19 protein-coding genes are annotated in these 17,310 nt (G+C 32.0%); 17 read left to right on the top strand and 2 right to left on the bottom strand.

The features are described from left to right. Positions 1–52: 52 nt before the first annotated feature. Positions 53–2,149, bottom strand: coding sequence for a zinc-dependent metalloprotease (locus tag MUN68_RS00160; protein WP_249996321.1), 2,097 nt, complete (start codon positions 2,147–2,149; stop codon positions 53–55). A 279-nt stretch (positions 2,150–2,428) separates the two neighbouring features. Between MUN68_RS00160 and MUN68_RS00155 the strand changes: the two genes are divergently transcribed. The 17 genes from MUN68_RS00155 to MUN68_RS00075 all read left to right on the top strand — a co-directional run bounded on the left by MUN68_RS00155 (position 2,429) and on the right by MUN68_RS00075 (position 16,129). Continuing rightward, positions 2,429–3,358, top strand: a complete 930-nt coding sequence (locus MUN68_RS00155) for a bifunctional riboflavin kinase/FAD synthetase (protein ID WP_249996320.1) — start codon at positions 2,429–2,431, stop codon at positions 3,356–3,358. Next, entirely contained in the window at positions 3,351–4,673 is a 1,323-nt protein-coding gene (locus MUN68_RS00150; protein WP_249996318.1) for an HTTM domain-containing protein, read from the top strand. The genes MUN68_RS00155 and MUN68_RS00150 overlap by 8 nt, the downstream gene beginning before the upstream one ends. A gap of 35 nt (positions 4,674–4,708) precedes the next feature. Continuing rightward, the gene (gene serS / locus MUN68_RS00145) at positions 4,709–5,977 is read left to right on the top strand and encodes a serine--tRNA ligase (RefSeq protein WP_249996317.1); all 1,269 of its coding nucleotides are present in this window, start codon (positions 4,709–4,711) and stop codon (positions 5,975–5,977) included. A 393-nt stretch (positions 5,978–6,370) separates the two neighbouring features. Further along, a complete protein-coding gene (locus MUN68_RS00140; protein ID WP_249996316.1) occupies positions 6,371–8,149 on the top strand; it encodes a tetratricopeptide repeat protein in 1,779 nt (592 codons plus the stop codon). A 21-nt stretch (positions 8,150–8,170) separates the two neighbouring features. Continuing rightward, complete coding sequence (locus tag MUN68_RS00135; protein WP_249996315.1) at positions 8,171–8,683, top strand: GNAT family N-acetyltransferase; 513 nt, start codon at positions 8,171–8,173, stop codon at positions 8,681–8,683. Positions 8,684–8,693: 10 nt separating this feature from the next. After that, positions 8,694–9,017, top strand: coding sequence for a DUF4286 family protein (locus MUN68_RS00130; RefSeq protein ID WP_249996314.1), 324 nt, complete (start codon positions 8,694–8,696; stop codon positions 9,015–9,017). Between the two features lie 185 nt (positions 9,018–9,202). Next, positions 9,203–9,979: a 16S rRNA (adenine(1518)-N(6)/adenine(1519)-N(6))-dimethyltransferase RsmA gene (gene rsmA / locus MUN68_RS00125; RefSeq protein ID WP_249996313.1), complete on the top strand. Its 777-nt coding sequence runs from the start codon at positions 9,203–9,205 to the stop codon at positions 9,977–9,979. Positions 9,980–10,055: 76 nt separating this feature from the next. Then, the gene (gene mgtE / locus MUN68_RS00120; protein WP_249996312.1) at positions 10,056–11,429 is read left to right on the top strand and encodes a magnesium transporter; all 1,374 of its coding nucleotides are present in this window, start codon (positions 10,056–10,058) and stop codon (positions 11,427–11,429) included. Positions 11,430–11,548: 119 nt separating this feature from the next. Then, on the top strand, positions 11,549–11,914 hold the full coding sequence (locus tag MUN68_RS00115; protein WP_249996311.1) for a cupin domain-containing protein: 366 nt from the start codon (positions 11,549–11,551) through the stop codon (positions 11,912–11,914). Beyond that, positions 11,911–12,867, top strand: coding sequence for a 2-hydroxyacid dehydrogenase (locus tag MUN68_RS00110; RefSeq protein ID WP_249996309.1), 957 nt, complete (start codon positions 11,911–11,913; stop codon positions 12,865–12,867). The genes MUN68_RS00115 and MUN68_RS00110 overlap by 4 nt, the downstream gene beginning before the upstream one ends. Positions 12,868–12,876: 9 nt before the next feature. Further along, positions 12,877–13,287 (top strand): response regulator transcription factor, encoded by a 411-nt coding sequence (locus tag MUN68_RS00105; protein WP_249996308.1) that lies wholly within the window; start codon positions 12,877–12,879, stop codon positions 13,285–13,287. A 106-nt stretch (positions 13,288–13,393) separates the two neighbouring features. Next, positions 13,394–13,765: a VOC family protein gene (locus tag MUN68_RS00100; protein ID WP_249996307.1), complete on the top strand. Its 372-nt coding sequence runs from the start codon at positions 13,394–13,396 to the stop codon at positions 13,763–13,765. 30 nt (positions 13,766–13,795) lie between these two features. Beyond that, the gene (locus tag MUN68_RS00095; RefSeq protein ID WP_249996306.1) at positions 13,796–14,257 is read left to right on the top strand and encodes a DUF4199 domain-containing protein; all 462 of its coding nucleotides are present in this window, start codon (positions 13,796–13,798) and stop codon (positions 14,255–14,257) included. A 6-nt stretch (positions 14,258–14,263) separates the two neighbouring features. Further along, a complete protein-coding gene (locus MUN68_RS00090; protein ID WP_249996305.1) occupies positions 14,264–14,719 on the top strand; it encodes a DUF1801 domain-containing protein in 456 nt (151 codons plus the stop codon). Between the two features lie 14 nt (positions 14,720–14,733). Next, positions 14,734–15,120: a VOC family protein gene (locus MUN68_RS00085; protein WP_249996304.1), complete on the top strand. Its 387-nt coding sequence runs from the start codon at positions 14,734–14,736 to the stop codon at positions 15,118–15,120. Between the two features lie 79 nt (positions 15,121–15,199). Further along, positions 15,200–15,703, top strand: a complete 504-nt coding sequence (locus MUN68_RS00080; RefSeq protein ID WP_249996303.1) for a YtxH domain-containing protein — start codon at positions 15,200–15,202, stop codon at positions 15,701–15,703. Positions 15,704–15,805: 102 nt separating this feature from the next. Continuing rightward, positions 15,806–16,129: an ArsR/SmtB family transcription factor gene (locus MUN68_RS00075; RefSeq protein WP_249996301.1), complete on the top strand. Its 324-nt coding sequence runs from the start codon at positions 15,806–15,808 to the stop codon at positions 16,127–16,129. Positions 16,130–16,826: 697 nt separating this feature from the next. On the opposite strand, the gene MUN68_RS00070 is transcribed toward MUN68_RS00075, so the two are convergent. Beyond that, positions 16,827–17,273, bottom strand: a complete 447-nt coding sequence (locus tag MUN68_RS00070) for a carboxypeptidase-like regulatory domain-containing protein (RefSeq protein WP_249996493.1) — start codon at positions 17,271–17,273, stop codon at positions 16,827–16,829. Between the last annotated feature and the right edge of the window lie 37 nt (positions 17,274–17,310).

Genomic DNA, 17,310 nt, shown 5'->3' with positions numbered 1-17,310 from the left:
CACTAAAAAAGAGGCTAAAAAGCCTCTTTTTTAAAGTATATTCACTAAAAAATTATTCTACGATAATTCGTTTTGTAATTTCATTATTTCCATCATTAACAGTCACTAAATACATTCCAGATTGAACGCTATTTAGATTAACTGTTTCACTAAAATCACCTGTATTTGCATATATATTATTAAAGATTCTTCGACCTCTAATATCAAACACATCTACTTTAATATCATTCCCAGAGTTAGAATTCAATTTAATTGTGAATTCTCCATTATTAGGATTAGGGAAAATAGCAAAGCTATCTAACGAGAATTTATCAACACTTAGCTGTTGTTCGCTACAAATTGATAATGTCAAACTATTTAACTGACCAATATCTCCCTCAAATACATCTGCAACGAATAGCGTCCAATCTCCTTGAGCATCTAAACCATCAAAAGTGCTTAACGGATCAGAAGGCGCATAAGTTCCTGATGGAATAATATCGTTATCTCCACCTGGACAAGTAATAGTACTTCCTTCATCGTCAAAAGTTATTAAAGTATTATTCAAATTCTCAGATCCACAATCCTGGCCTAAAAGATTTACAAATGTTGCACCATCAGGATGTAATAATTGTAGAATTAAATCTTGAGTATACGTATGTGTAAGATCGACACTAACGGTCATACCATCAATGATAGACGAGTTTGGAACATTAATCGTTAATTGAGCTAATGGCTGTCCTACACCTCCACCTGCTAGACCATCTGTAATACTAAGAGGAAAATTCATAGGGTCTGGTGTAAATGGTATACAATCAATTTCTGTACAGTTATTATTGAGCACAACATCTACAGTTTCTACTACAGAGTTTGAAGTACCAGTAACTGTAATCGTATACACACCTAATGCAGTAGCACCTATACCTCCTACAGTCATCACAAAATCCCCATCATTACTTAACGATGAAGGCGTGAAATTCACTGTAGCATTAGCAGGCAATCCTGTTGCTGAAAAAGTGGTCGTTTCATTAAAGTCTAAAATTGTCGTATAACTAAGATTAAAAACAGCCTCAGTATCTATATCGGGACAACTGTAAACAGGACTATCGTTAGCTGTTAATGCAAATCCAGGATTAGCAGCTCCACAAACATTAGGTTTAAAAGCGCTAGCCAAAACACCTGCAATATAAGCATCAACTTGATTTGCTTGTCCAGGTGTAAACATGTACATACATGCATCATTTACATAATCCATATAATTCATAGTTAACCGTCTTTCTGGTGCATTACATGCAAATGGTGTTGGATTAGAAGGACAACCATAAGTTGCGCTGGCAACTTCAGGAGTATCTGCAATGCCGTCTCCAGTACCACTTCCGCAAACTGCATTAGGATCACCTTGTGTAGCATCACCATTAAAAGTATGACGCAAACTATAAAAATGGCCTAATTCGTGAGTCGTTGTTCTACCAAGATTGTATGGTGAACTAGGAGCAATTCCATTAGCACATCCACCGCCAGTTCCAAAAGTACTTGGATCAATAACTACAGCTGCACCATTTGCAACACTACCTCCTAATGGCGAGTAACCTAATAACCCATTAAGTGGCTTTACAACAAAGTTCATGTAACCTTGAAAATTAACATCTGTTTCGGGAAATCCACTACCATTTGCAAAATTATATCCAATTGTTACAGCAGGTTGCCCTTCCACTAATTGAGGTACAGCAGCAGGGTGATTAGATGTAGCTAAACAAAATGTGATATTAGCCACTCCAGGAGCATCTAAACCAACGTAATTATCAGCGATAGCATTCCAAGTTGAAATATCAGTATTTGAAGCGCTATAATCTGCATTTAAAACATCGATTTGTCTTTGTGCTAAAGCTTCTAAACAAGCTCTATCATTAGTGTTTCCAGTCATAAAATGCACCGCAACTGGGATTTCGATTGTAGCCCCTCCTCTTGCCTGAAAATCAGAACGTAATCGTTTAGCCAATTCAGCTTTAAATTTTCTCTGGTTTTCTTGATATTCTTTTAATAAAACTGGATCTTTTTTCATTTCTTCCATGTACTCCATCATTCCACAAGTACGATCTTGGGAATAACTAGTCACAGCAAGCATCAGTGCTAAAACTGTAAAAATTGATTTTAAAGTAAAGTTCTTCATGGGTAAATATTATTAGTTAAAAATTTTTCTCTTCACTACATTTTTATAAATAGTGCCTCCAAATCTAATGAAATCATATGGTTTTTTTATGTTTTTTTTAACAAAAAACAAGGTTTTAACAGTTGGCACCATGTTTTTATTGACTTTTAATTTTAAGTACAATATCCTTTTCCTTTCAAAATATTACGTCTTTTTAATAAAATTAAAATAATCAATGTAGAAACTAATATTTCTTAGGTTTTAGGTTTATGATTATTTTTACCAAAATATTTTTCTGATTTGAAACTTTATAATTCTCAAAATACATATCCCAAAAAACCTTCAGTGATTACAATTGGAACATTTGATGGTGTTCATATTGGTCATCAAAAAATAATTGAGCGATTAGTTAAAGTTAGTCAGAATAAAACCATTGAATCTGTCGTTTTAACGTTCTTTCCTCACCCAAGAATGGTGCTTCAAAAAGAATCTTCTATTAAGCTTTTAAATACTATTGACGAACGTAAAGATTTACTTTCAAAGCTAAGTCTAGATGCACTTGTAATTAAAATGTTTGATAAAGATTTCGCAAATCTTTCAGCTAGAGATTATGTGAAAAGTATTTTAGTAGATGAGCTTAATGCAAAACATATTATTATTGGTTATGACCATCGATTTGGCAAAAACCGAAGTGCAAATATTGATGATTTAAAAGTCTTTGGAATTGAGTTCGGATTTGAAGTTGAAGAAATTTCTGCTCAAGATATTAAAGACGTTGCTGTAAGTTCAACAAAAATCAGAAATGCCATCTCAGATGGAGATCTACAAACTGCAAATTCGTACTTAGGCGCTCCTTATTTTCTAACTGGAACTGTCATTAAAGGAAAAGGTCTTGGCAAACAAATTCAATTTCCAACAGCAAACATTCAAATCAAGGAAGATTATAAACTCATCCCCAAAAACGGAGTCTATGTTGTGCATTCAATAATTAATAATACAACGGTTTACGGCATGATGAATATTGGCACAAATCCTACTGTTAATGGCACAAAGCAATCGATTGAAGTTCATTTTTTTAATTTAGATAAAAACCTTTATGACGATACCATTAAGGTCAATATTTTAAATCGCTTAAGAAACGAACATAAATTTGAATCTCTTACCTTACTTCAAAAACAACTTAAATTAGATCAAGTACACGCCTTAAAGTTTATTCATAAATATGAATAAACTTTTATTTAAACATATAGATAATACTGCATTAATTACATTTAGAATGCTTTTTGGAGCTTTTTTAGCACTAGAAAGCTTTGGAGCTATTGCAACTGGCTGGATTAAGCGAACGCTTGTTGATCCTCAGTTTACATTTAATTTTATTGGTTTTGATTGGCTGCAACCTTTACCAGGACCTTGGATGTATATCTATTATGCTGTAATGGGAATCTTTGGAATTTTCGTAATGATTGGCTATAAGTATAGGCTAAGTATCTTAAGCTTTACATTGCTTTGGGCTGGCGTTTATTTTATGCAAAAATCGTCATACAATAATCATTATTATTTTTTAATGATTTTAAGTGCTGCGATGATTGTTATGCCTGCACATCGATTTGCTTCTATAGATGCTAAACTAAATCCAAGTATAAAAAGCATTTCAATGCCTCAATGGTGCAAATTGTATTTCGTTTTTCAATTATTCATTTTATATACATACGCATCTATAGCTAAATTATATCCTGATTGGTTAGATCTTACGTTTCCAGAGTTATTAATGCAAAGTAAACAGCATTATTATTTAATTGGTGACCTTCTTCAACATAAAGCTGTCCATTATTTTGTTGCTTATGGTGGAATTTTATTTGACGGACTTATAATTCCATTGTTATTATGGAAACCATCTCGTAAAATTGCTTTTTTTGTTTCTGTGTTTTTTCACCTCTTTAACTCCATCATTTTTCAGGTTGGAATTTTTCCGTATTTGTCATTAGCCTTTGCTGTATTCTTTTTTGAACCTAAATTTATTCAGAATTTCTTCTTGAAGAAAAAACCACTTTATGAAGCATCTGAAATTATAATACCACGTTATGCTCCAATTTTTAAAACGATTTTTATTCTCTATTTTATAGTGCAAATCGCGCTTCCTTTAAGGCACCATTTTATTAAAGGTGATGTTCTTTGGACCGAAGAAGGACATAGAATGTCATGGCGAATGATGCTGCGTTCAAAAAATAGTAATACAACTTTTACAGTAATAGATAAAGCAACAGGCAATTCGACACGTATTAATTTTGATGATTATCTTTCAAAAAAACAACGTAGATCAGTTAGCACAAAACCTGATGTTATGTGGCAGTTTGCTCAACATTTAAAACAGGAATATTCTAAAAAAGGAATTGACATTGAAGTGTATGTGAATGCATTACTAAGTGTCAATGGGAAACCGAGACAACAGCTAATTGACCCTAAAGTGGACTTAGCGAGAGAGAAATGGAATCCTTTTAAACATCAAGAGTGGATTTTACCTTCAAAACAAGACGAGAATAACTGACAATTTATTAAATTTGCTGCTTAAATTTTTTACTCATGTTACAAGTTGCTTTTATTAGAGAACACAAAGAGGACGTCATTAAAAGATTGGCAAAACGAAATATTGATGCCACTAAAATGATTGAAGACGTAATCGCTTTAGATGAAAACCGAAGAGCTTTACAAACTCAATTGGACAACACTTTAGCGGAATCTAATACCATTTCAAAAGAAATAGGCGATTTGTTTAAATCTGGAAAAGCTGCTGAAGCAAACCTATTAAAAGAAAAAACGGTACAACTTAAAGAAGATAAAGTCACTTTAAGTGGTCAACTAGATACCACAGCCGAAGAACTTACAGCATTACTTTATAAAATACCCAATGTACCTCATGAAAGTGTGCCTTCTGGAAACACAGATGAAGACAATGAAGAAATATTTTACGAAGGTGATATTCCAAAACTTCATGATAATGCACTTCCACACTGGGAGCTTGCAAAAAAATACGACATCATCGATTTTGAATTAGGGAATAAAATATCTGGAGCTGGATTTCCTGTTTACAAAGGAAAAGGTGCCAAATTACAACGTGCATTAATTGCCTATTTTTTAGATAAAAATACTTCTGCTGGCTATACCGAATACCAATTACCACATTTAGTAAATGAGGCGTCTTGTTATGGTACAGGTCAATTACCAGATAAAGAAGGACAAATGTATCACGACTCTCGTGATGATTTATATTTAATACCTACAGCAGAAGTTCCAGGAACTAATGTGTTTAGAGATGTTTTATTAGCTGAAAGTGAGTTACCCATTGGAATTACAGGCTATACACCTTGTTTTAGAAGAGAAGCTGGTAGTTATGGCGCTCACGTAAGAGGATTAAATAGACTACATCAATTTGATAAAGTTGAAATCATACGTGTTGAGCATCCTGACAATTCTTACAAGGCATTTGAAGGTATGATTAATCATGTAAAAGGCATTTTACGTGAGCTAAAATTACCATATAGAATTTTACGTTTGTGTGGTGGAGATACTGGTTTTCCTTCTGCGATGACTTATGATTTTGAAGTGTTTTCTACGGCTCAAGATCGTTGGTTAGAGATTTCAAGTGTTTCAAATTTTGAATCTTATCAAGCGAATCGTTTACGCTTACGTTTTAAAAACAGTAATGGTAAAAACGAATTAGCACATACATTAAACGGAAGTTCACTTGCCTTACCAAGAGTGCTAGCTGGTATTTTAGAGAATTATCAAACTGAAGATGGCATCCAAATCCCTGAGGTTTTGATTCCTTATACAGGATTCGATAAAATTTAATTTTGTAAGAATAATCACACATCCAATCGTTTAAATGCTAAAAAAAGACGTTGTTCAACGAATAATTGTCAATTTCTTTTGATTTTTCAAGAATAATAAAGAAGTTAGTATTCCCAAATCACGAATACCTACTTATTATGAAAAATATCAAACGCATCGTACTTCTTGTAAGTTTAATTGTTATGGCCAGCAAAGTATTACTGTAATAGTCGCATTACTTTATTAGATAATCCCCAAAAATAGCCACAGCAGAATAATTGAATCATTTTTATTTAGTGATTAATAGCACATTTATTTTGGTTGGTAATGCCTAAACTCATGTTTGGGCATTTTTTATAAAAACATTCACAATATGTAAGCACTGCATACCTTATTTTTACATAAATTAGTGGCATGAAGCAGTTTTTACTTATAATCTTACTTTTAAGTTGTGTATTTGGTTTTTCACAAAATGAACAACTAGCAGATAACTATTTCAAACGTGGTGAGTTTGAAAAGGCTCTTATTTCCTACCAAAAATTATACGAAAAAAATCAAGGTAACTACAAATACATTTATAAACTTGTTGAAACGTATCAACAACTTGAACAATATGATAATGCTCAAATTCTTTTATTACAACGGATTTCAAAAAGTAATAATCCGTCACTTCTAGTCGAATTAGGTTATAATTATCAATTAAAAGGCAATCTCGATATTTCAGAAACTTATTATACAGATGCTCTAATTGCAATTGACGAAAATCCTGCTTTTTCATATGGTGTAGCCAAACGACTTCAAGACCATAGTCTTTTAGAAAAAGCAATTATAGCTTACAAAAAAGGAATGGCACTCAACCCAAAACAAAACTTTAATGTTCAACTTGCACGTATTTATGGTGAATTAGGAAATATTGAACAAATGTTTTCCAATTACATCGATTATATTGAATCAAAACCCACATATCTTAATAATGGTAAGCGAGCTTTTAGTGACTTTATTTCCGAAAACAGCGACAATGAAAATAATGTTTCTCTAAGAAAACTGTTACTTAAAAAGATTCAGGCACAACCAGACCAAATCTGGTATGACATGCTAAGTTGGCTTTATATACAGGAGAAAGCATACAACAAAGCCTTTATACAAGAAAAAGCGTTATACAAACGAAATCCTGAAAGCTTATCACGTATTACAGATTTGGCACTTACGGCCATCAACGAAAAAGACTATGACACTGCTAATTCTATATTCAATTATATCTTAGAGAATTCACAAGACATTGAAACTCGCCTTACAGCACATCAATACCTTTTAGATATTGAAATTACAAATGCTAGCAAAAAAGAACTAAAAGACATACAAGATAAATATCAAACCCTTTTTAAACAATATGGCACTTACGAACAAACTATTGCGCTTCAAATTGCCTATGGTGATTTTCTAGCGTTCAATCTTCATGAACCTGAAAACGCTAGTTTATTTTTAAAAGAAAGTCTTGAATTAGAATTATCATCATTTCAAGAAGCTACTGTAAAATTAAAACTGGGAGACATTTTAGTCTTTCAAGAAAAATTTAATGAAGCCTTAATTTACTATTCACAAATTCAAGCAAACTTAAAAAATAGCACCATTTCACAACAAGCAAGATATAAGGTAGCAAAAACAAGTTATTATAAAGGTGATTTTAAATGGGCAGAATCGCAACTTAAAATTTTAAAATCATCTACATCTCAACTAATTGCAAACGATGCTTTGGATTTAAAGCTTTTAATTTCAGATAATATTCAAGAAGATTCATTGCATACAGCACTTCGTTTATACTCCAAAGCCGATTTATTTGCATTTCAGAATAAAAACGAAGAAGCTATTTCTCTTTTAGGTAAAATCTTAACAGAACACAAAGGTGAAACCATAGAAGATCAAGCGTTGTTTATGCAAGCCAAATTATTTGAAAATACTAAGCAATTTGATAAGGCTGTTGCCAATTACGAATATATTATTGCCAATTACAGAGATGAAATTTTAGCTGATGATGCGCATTTCTATTTAGCACAATTATACCAGACTCAACTTGGTGAGCCAGAAAAAGCAAAACCTCTTTATGAGAATATTATTTTTAATCATGAAGATAGTATCTATTTCATTGAAGCAAGAAAACGCTTCAGAATGTTACGTGGTGACGCTATAAATTAAGTCTGTTTTTATCAAAAATTTATGATCATAGCCGAAACTAACAGATTAATTCTTTCAAAAATCACAGTTGAGGATGCATCTTTTCTTTTAGAATTGATGAATACTCCAGGTTGGCTTAAATATAATGGCGATCGCAATGTAAAAAATCTTGAACAGGCTATAACTCATGTCAAAAACAACCAACTCAAATGCTATGAAAATCATGGTTTTGGTTATTATAAGATTCAATTAAAAGACGAAGATTTAAAAACTATAGGTACTAGTGGTTTATTAAAACGGGATAATTTAGAACATGTTGATATTGGTTTTTCATTGCTTCCAGAATACCATAGTAAAGGCTATGGTTTTGAAACAGCTACTGAAATTATGAACCTCGCAAAAAACACGTTCAATTTAAAAACCATAAGTGCTATTACGCTTCCAATTAATCAACCTTCCATTAATCTGTTGGAAAAATTAGGCTTATCTTACCAAAAAACAATAAAACCCTTTGAAGACAATAAAGAACTTCTGTTATTTGCAAAAGATTTATAATTAAAAACACATGTACATATATAACGTAACTGTTAATGTTGAAGACAGTATACATGACGAATGGCTGCTTTGGATAAAAGAACACATTCCTCAAGTACTTTCTACAGGGAAATTTGAAAAAGCTACTTTAACAAAAGTTTTGGTTGAAGAAGAATTGGGTGGACAAACCTACTCTATTCAATACCGTTCGTATTCAAGAGAAGCACTTGATGCCTATTACAGAGAAGATGCCGATAAATTACGTCAAGAAGGCTTGAAACGATTTGCAGGAAAATCATTAGCCTTTAGAACAGAGCTTCAAGTTGTAGATGAATATTCAGTGAAGTTTACGTGAATTAGTGTTTGGTGTTTGGTGTTTGGTGTTTGGTGTTTGGTGTTTGGTGTTTGGTGAAATATTCAATTTCAATCAACTCAACAACTTTACTATATAAACATCTTCCCGAAAAAATCTTTCATATCTTCGTGCTAATAAGCTTATCGTTTACAAACTAACTATAAAAACTATCAATTAACTACTACATGTCAGTAAGAGCAAAAAAACATTTAGGTCAGCACTTTTTAACCGACGAAACTATTGCAGAAAAAATAGCAAATAGCTTAAGTTTTGATGGCTATAAGCATGTGTTAGAAATTGGTCCAGGAATGGGTGTGCTCACCAAATATTTGCTAAAAAAAGACATCAAAACACATGTCATAGAAATTGATCCAGAATCTGTAGAATACCTCAAAGCAAATTATCTCAACTTAGCAGATCGCGTCTATGAAAAGGATTTTTTGAAATATGATTTAACTGAGATCTTTAAAGATGAACCTTTTGCAATCATTGGTAATTTCCCTTATAATATTTCTACACAAATTGTATTTAAAACTTTAGAGATGCGTGAGCAAATCCCTGAGTTTTCTGGTATGTTTCAAAAAGAAGTCGCAGCACGAATTTGTTCAAAAGAAGGCAGTAAAGTTTATGGTATTCTTTCGGTTTTAACACAAGCATTCTATGAGGCAGAATATTTATTTACGGTTCCACCAACGGTTTTTAATCCACCACCAAAAATCGATTCAGGCGTTTTACGTTTGAAACGCAAAGAAAATTTTAGCTTAAATTGTGATGAAAAACTATTTTTTAGAGTCGTAAAAACAGCCTTTCAACAGCGTAGAAAAACACTTCGCAATAGTTTAAAAACATTCAATCTTTCAGATAATTTAAAAGCAAATGTTATATTTGACAAACGTCCTGAACAACTCAGTGTAGATTCGTTTTTAGAATTAACACAACACATTGAAAACGACAATACTTAGAACGTCACTTCGAGTCATTTTATGATTTTGAAATCATTCAGAATCTATAAAATTGTATCGAGAAGCATTACATCTAATGGTAGAAGACAAAGAAAATATCCAATTTGAACTTACCGATGAACTCATTGAAAAAGTAGAACTTTTGGTTTCCAATGCTGAAGACAAAAAGTTAAAATCGCTTTTAAATGAATTTCACTTTGCAGATGTTGCCGAAATTTTAGATGAATTAGATTTAGATGATTCGGTTTACGTTATCAAATTATTAGATTCTGAAACGACTGCTGATATTCTAACAGAACTTGATGAAGATACCAGAGAGAAAGTCCTCGAAAATCTTTCAGCAAAAGAAATTGCAGAAGAAGTTGAAGAATTAGATACTGATGATGCTGCAGATATTATTTCCGAATTACCTGAAGAACGTCAAGCTGAAGTAATCTCAAGGATTGAAGATGATGAGCATAGAGAGGAAATTACCGAACTTTTAGCTTATGATGAAGATACTGCAGGTGGTCTCATGGCTAAAGAACTGGTAAAAGTTTATGAAACATGGACCGTTGCTGGATGCTTACGGCGAATTAGAGGACAAGCAGCCGAAGTCACTAGAGTGCACTCGATATATGTGGTCAATAAAGAAGAAAAACTAATTGGTCGCTTATCTCTTAAAGATTTAATTGTTGCCAAAAGCGAACAAAAAATTGCTGACATTGCTAAAGATAATGTAGATTGGGTTAACGTAAATGATGATGTAGAGGATGTTGCTAAAGTCATGTCTAAATATGATTTAGAAGCCATTCCAGTCGTAGATAACAACCAAAAATTATTAGGTAGAATTACCATTGATGATATTGTAGATGTTTTAAAAGAAGAAGCCGAAAAAGATTACCAAATGGCAGCAGGTATTACAGGTGATGTTGAAGCAGATGATAGTATTTTAGAACTCACCAGAGCACGATTGCCTTGGCTATTTCTAGGCCTTGTTGGTGGTGTTGGTGCTTTTATTATCATGTATTTCTTCGAAGAGAACTTACCCAAAGAAGCTATCATCTTATTTCTATTTACACCATTAATTGCTGCAATGGCAGGTAATGTAGGTGTTCAATCTAGTGCAATTATTGTACAAGGTTTAGCTAATGATGATGTAAAAGGAAGCATTAATAGCCGACTTATAAAAGAAATGTTATTGGCTACACTTAATGGTTTCATTTTGTCACTCTTTTTATTTCTTTTTGTTTTTGCTTGGGAACAAGATTTTAAACTAGCTCTTGCCATTTCAATATCACTCGTAGCTGTAATTATTATTGCAGGTTTAATTGGCACATTTATTCCATTATTTTTAGACAAACGAGGTATTGATCCTGCTATCGCGACAGGACCATTTATTACAACAAGTAATGATATCTTGGGTATTTTAATTTATTTCTGGATTGCTAAATTGATTTTAGGTATATAATTTGGGCGTTCCCTTTCAGGTCGTGCTTTCCGTTACAATCTTTTGCTATGACAAAAGGATTTCCACTACAATCACTAACGCAAAACTTCGTAACTTTAAACACACAAAGTCATTTCATTATGAAACCAATTAATATTAAAGAAAAACACACGTTATTTTCCAAACAATGGCATCCACATCGTATTGCAACTGTAGATAATATGCAAGTGATTTTAGCCAAAATAAAAGGCGAATTTGTTTGGCATAGTCACGACGATGAAGACGAACTGTTCCAAGTCATTAAAGGCACACTTTACATGCAATTTAGAGATCGAACAGAAGTGGTTAACGAAGGTGAGATTATTGTTGTTCCAAAAGGTGTAGAACATAATCCGCGTACAAAAGATGATGAAGAAGTTCATCTGCTTTTATTTGAAAAATTAAGTACTGCACATACAGGAAAAGTTATTGCAGAAAAAACGCAAACCGAATATCCTGAAATTTGAAAATACTCCACTTAGATAACAATCATAAACTCCTCATTGAACAACTCAATGCATTAGGATTTACAAATCATGAAGATTATACATCTTCAAAAGAGGACATTCAAAATGTTATTCATCAATATGATGGTTTTATCATTCGTAGCCGATTTAAAATCGATAAACAATTCCTAGATGCCACCCAAAATCTAAAATTTATAGGTCGTGTTGGAGCAGGATTAGAAAATATCGATTGTGAATATGCAGAGCAAAAAGACATCAAACTCATTGCTGCTCCAGAAGGTAATCGTAATGCTGTAGGTGAACATAGTTTAGCCATGTTATTATCTCTTTTTAATAAACTCAATAAAGCAGATCGTGAGGTTCGTAATGGCAAATGGCTTCGTGAAGACAATCGTGGATTAGAACTTGACGGAAAAACCATTGGGCTCATTGGCTATGGAAATATGGGAAAAGCCTTTGCTAAAAAACTGAGCGGTTTTGACGTAGAAGTTTTATGCTATGATCTAAAAACCAATGTTAGTGATCAAAATGCAAAGCAAGTTAGTTTAGAGGAGCTACAACAAAAAGCAGATGTATTAAGCTTACATACTCCAGAGACATGCTCAACTATTAACATGGTTAATACAGAATTCATCGATGCATTTCAAAAGCCTTTTTGGCTAATTAATACGGCTCGTGGAAAAAGTGTAGTAACCGAAGATTTAGTTTCAGGGTTACAAACGGGTAAAATTTTAGGAGCAGGATTAGATGTTCTTGAATATGAAAAATCGTCGTTTGAAAATTTATTTAAGCCTTCTATCACATCGAGCACAGTCGAGATACCAGAAGCTTTTAAATATCTCATTTTAGCAGAAAATGTATTGCTTTCTCCACATGTTGCAGGATGGACTATCGAAAGTAAGGAAAAATTAGCGCAAACAATTGTAGACAAGATTAAAGCAGAATTTTGCTAAATTTAAAACATGAAAAAAATCATTCTTGTTTTTGGATTACTCATTCTTGCTCTGCTTTTACTATTTCAGTTTAGTAAATATGCAGTAATTTCTGGCGATTTAAATTCAGAATTTGCAATTGCCATCATTGCTATTGTCTTCTTTTTTGTTGGTGTGTATTTGAACAAAAAAAGCCTTCACAAACGTGCAACTATTTCAGAAGATATTGATCATAAAAAAATAGAAGATTTAGAAATCAGCAAACGCGAATATGAAGTCCTTTTAGGCATTTCCGAAGGACTTTCAAATAAAGAAATTGGAGCGAAGCTTTTTATTTCAGAAAGCACCATAAAAACTCATGTTTCAAATCTTCTTTCAAAACTTAATGCCAAACGTAGAACACAAGCCTTGCAAATCGCAAAAAACTTCAATATTATATAAAAAGCCTACTTTTATACTAAAGCATGAGTAGTTTGGTACTTTAGTATGAACTGTTTTTCATGGGCTTCTCATAGTTTTGTGTTGTATTAATCTAAAACCAATATTTATGAAATTAGGTGCGTTTTCTGTGAGTTTGAATGTGAAAGATATTCATGCTTCAAAAATATTTTATGAAACTTTAGGCTTTTCAGTATTTGCAGGAGATCTTGAACGCAATTACTTAATTATGAAAAATGGCGACTCCATTATTGGTCTTTTTCAAGGCATGTTTGAGAACAATATTTTAACTTTTAATCCTGGTTGGGACCAAAACGCAAATACCTTAGAATCTTATGACGATGTTAGAGCAATACAAAAACATCTTAAATCTAAAGCTGTGAAACTAGAAAATGAAACAGATGAAAGTACATCTGGTCCAGCAAGTATTGTGTTTTATGATCCTGACGGGAATACTATTCTCATAGATCAACATGTTTAAACATTAGCAATAATTTAAAACCATCCTATTATGAAACAAACAGTTCTCAAATACGGTCTTTATGGATTACTTACAGGCTTCATTATTTTTACCATACACTTAATTTTTGGTATTGAAAATCTAGACTATTCTACAAATGAAGTGTTAGGTTATGTGTCTATTTTCTTATCGCTTTCATTTATCTTTTTTGGTATCAAACATTATAGAGACCATATTAACAATGGTGTGATTTCATTTGGAAAAGCAATTGTAATAGGCATTCTCATTTCAGTTTTAGTTGGAATTGGAATTTCAATTGCAGATTTCATATATACTAAATTTATTGATCCATCTTTTTTTAGCAACTATGAACAACAACTTATCGAAAAAGGTAGAGAAAATGAAATCATCAAAATGACTAGCACAACTGCAGCATTATTTATGCTTGTACTTGTTACTATTATCGGATTTATTATATCTTTAATTTCAGGATTAATACTTCAACGTAAATAAAATATTATGCAATACAAAGCTGATTCTCCAGAAGACTACATTCTTCAATTACCAGAAGACAGAAAGGCTCCAATTACAAAATTAAACAACCTTATTAAAAAACATATGCCTAAAGACTTAGAAGCTGGAATGGGTTATGGCATGTTAGCATACTATGTTCCAAAATCAATATATCCAAACGGATACCACTGTAAACCATTTCCTCCTTTACCTTTTATAAACCTGGCTTCACAAAAGAATTTTATTGCCTTATATCATTCTGGCATGTATGCCAAAAAAGAATTATACGACTGGTTTGTATCAGAATATCCAAAACACTGCAAATATAAATTAGATATGGGCAAAAGTTGTGTTCGCTTCAAAAAAATGGATGATATTCCTTATGACTTAATAGAGCAACTTTTAGGAAAAATGTCTGTAGAAGAATGGATTGATATTTATGAAACAGCAATAAATAAATAAATAAATAAAAAATAATGAAGAATAGAGTAACAGGAATAGGTGGATTATTTTTTAAAAGTAAAGACCCTAAAGCTTCAAAAGATTGGTATCGGAAACATTTAGGTTTTAATACAGACGACTATGGTTGTACATTTTGGTGGAAAGACAAAAAAGGAAAAGAATGCTCAACACAATGGAGCACGTTTCCAAAAGACACTAAATACTTTGAACCTTCAAAAAAAGAGTTCATGTTTAACTATCGTGTTGAAAACTTAAAAGAATTATTAGCAGCTTTAAAAGAAGAAGGTGTTACAATCGTAGGTGAAATGCAAGAGTATGACTATGGTAAATTTGGTTGGATTCTTGACAATGATGGTAATAAAATCGAATTATGGGAACCTATAGACAAAGCCTTTATGTAACAATTGATTTCAATTATAGACTAATATCTTGAACAAATTTGTTAAATTTATAACCTAACCAATTTAAAATCATAAATCTATGTCTGACGATAACAAAAATTTAAGTGACGATCTTAACGATATGTTAGGAGATGCAAAAGAAGGTGCAAAAAAAGCAGCGGATAAAGCAAGTGAACTTGCTGGTGAAGCAAAAGAGAAAGCTAGTGAATTTGCAGATGACGCTAAAGAATTTGCTGGTGATGCAAAAGAAAAAGCATCTGAGTTTGCAAACGATGTTAAAGACACTTTAAGTGATGGTAAAAATGTTGCCATAATTGCTCATATTACCATTATTGGATGGATTATAGCCTTAGTAATGAATAGTGGAGATAAAAAGTCAGAATATGGATCTTTTTATATTAGACAAATGCTAGGATTAGCACTTTGTGGTTTGGTATTAAGCTTTATTCCTATGGTAGGATGGTTATTAAATTTAGGAATATTTGTTTTATGGATCATGAGTTTAATTGGCTCGCTAAGTGGAGAAAAAAAATTAGTACCTGCTTTAGGATCACTCTTTCAAGATTGGTTTAAATCATTATAAACTAAAAAGGCCAGAACTTATAATCTGGCTTTTCTTAGATATTTATAATCGTAATATTGCAATATTACTATATCATGTATATTTGTATTATAATTTTAAATAATGGGTGTTACTAAACGATTTATTTTTACAGATCAAATTAACGATATTGCAAATTTCGCCAAAGTATTTGCACATCCTGCACGTGTTGCAATTTTAAAATATATAAGCGAACAAGAAGGCTGTATATGCAATGACTTAGTAAATGAAATTGGATTATCTCAAGCAACAATATCGCAACATTTAACAGTTATTGGTAATGCAGGATTTCTACAAGGGCGTTTTGAAGGGAAGAAAAAATACTATTGCTTAAATATTAATCGCTTTGAAGAAGCTCAAATGGTATTAAATTCCTTTTTAAAAAAGACAGCTAGCAACTGTTGTTAAATATATTTCTTCAAGTCATTAGACTTCGGAAGTCATTTAGATCAATAGATTGAATCCATATACAACTTTGAGGAAGGTCTCTTACCGCAACCTTTAAAATGAAACATCTGACTGAATATTAGCTGTTTTAATTGAAGTAGACGAAATGAAAACCCAAAATATCTGAATGTACATCACAACAAACCAAAGTTTACAAAAAGCTATAGAAATGAAGTATCTGTTTTCTAGTTTGAATTAAAATTTTATTTATCTACAGGTAAATTATAATCAAAAGGTAATAAATCACCAACGCGTTGATTTCCCATATCGCCTCCAAAAAGTATGGTAAGTGGTGAATAACTTCCATAAGGATCTATAATAAAACCTTTAACTCTCTACACCATAGCTGATTGTCACTTTCTTTTATATAAAATATTAAGTGGTTTTAACAAACTCACATTTACATAACCAGGATGATCTTCTAAATTTCTAAGAAAAATATAATTAATTGGCTTAACTCGAAATCCACTACTATATATTTCAAAACCCTCTTCTTCAATCCGTTCTTGAGATAATGCTCTCATAAAATGCAAAACAGATCCTTTGTAAGCCGTTGCTCTTTTTTGTCTACTTTTTTATCATTTTTATGAGTTTGAGATTCATAAAAAGTTGTACCTGTATAAGAAACTCCCTTAATCTTAAATGTTTTATTTTCTATTTAAACAAAGTTATATTCAATGACAAAAGATTTAATATCAAAACAAACTAAATATTGTAATTCTTCATTCTGAATTATAATAGGAGACTTTGCAGTAGCTATTAACTCTTTACTACTCTTTTTATACCGAAGAATCACATCATATTCATTTAAGATTTTACAGGATTTCGCAAATTTTGAAAACCCAAGAAACTGCTTTCTAAACTGTTCTAATTTAATTTCTCTAGGCATGCCATCATTTGTCGAAATAACAATCTCGTCTAGCGAATCAATAGATTCATTGAGCAAAATGTCATAAAACTCATTCGAATCATACGTGTCAATTACTACTTTTTCATATCCTAAAAATGAAACTACCAAAGCAGATGAAATCCCTTCTCTTTGTTTAATCTCAAACGCTCCTTTGTTATTAGTTGAAGTACCAATAGAGGTATTATCAAAATATATTGAAGCACTTTCTATAGGTAGATTGGTTTTAGCATCA

The sequence above is a fragment of the Psychroserpens ponticola genome (assembly GCF_023556315.2).
Classification (GTDB): domain Bacteria; phylum Bacteroidota; class Bacteroidia; order Flavobacteriales; family Flavobacteriaceae; genus Psychroserpens; species Psychroserpens ponticola.
The sequence above is the reverse complement of the archived record's forward strand: the minus strand, read 5'-3'. Positions and strand labels throughout refer to the sequence as shown.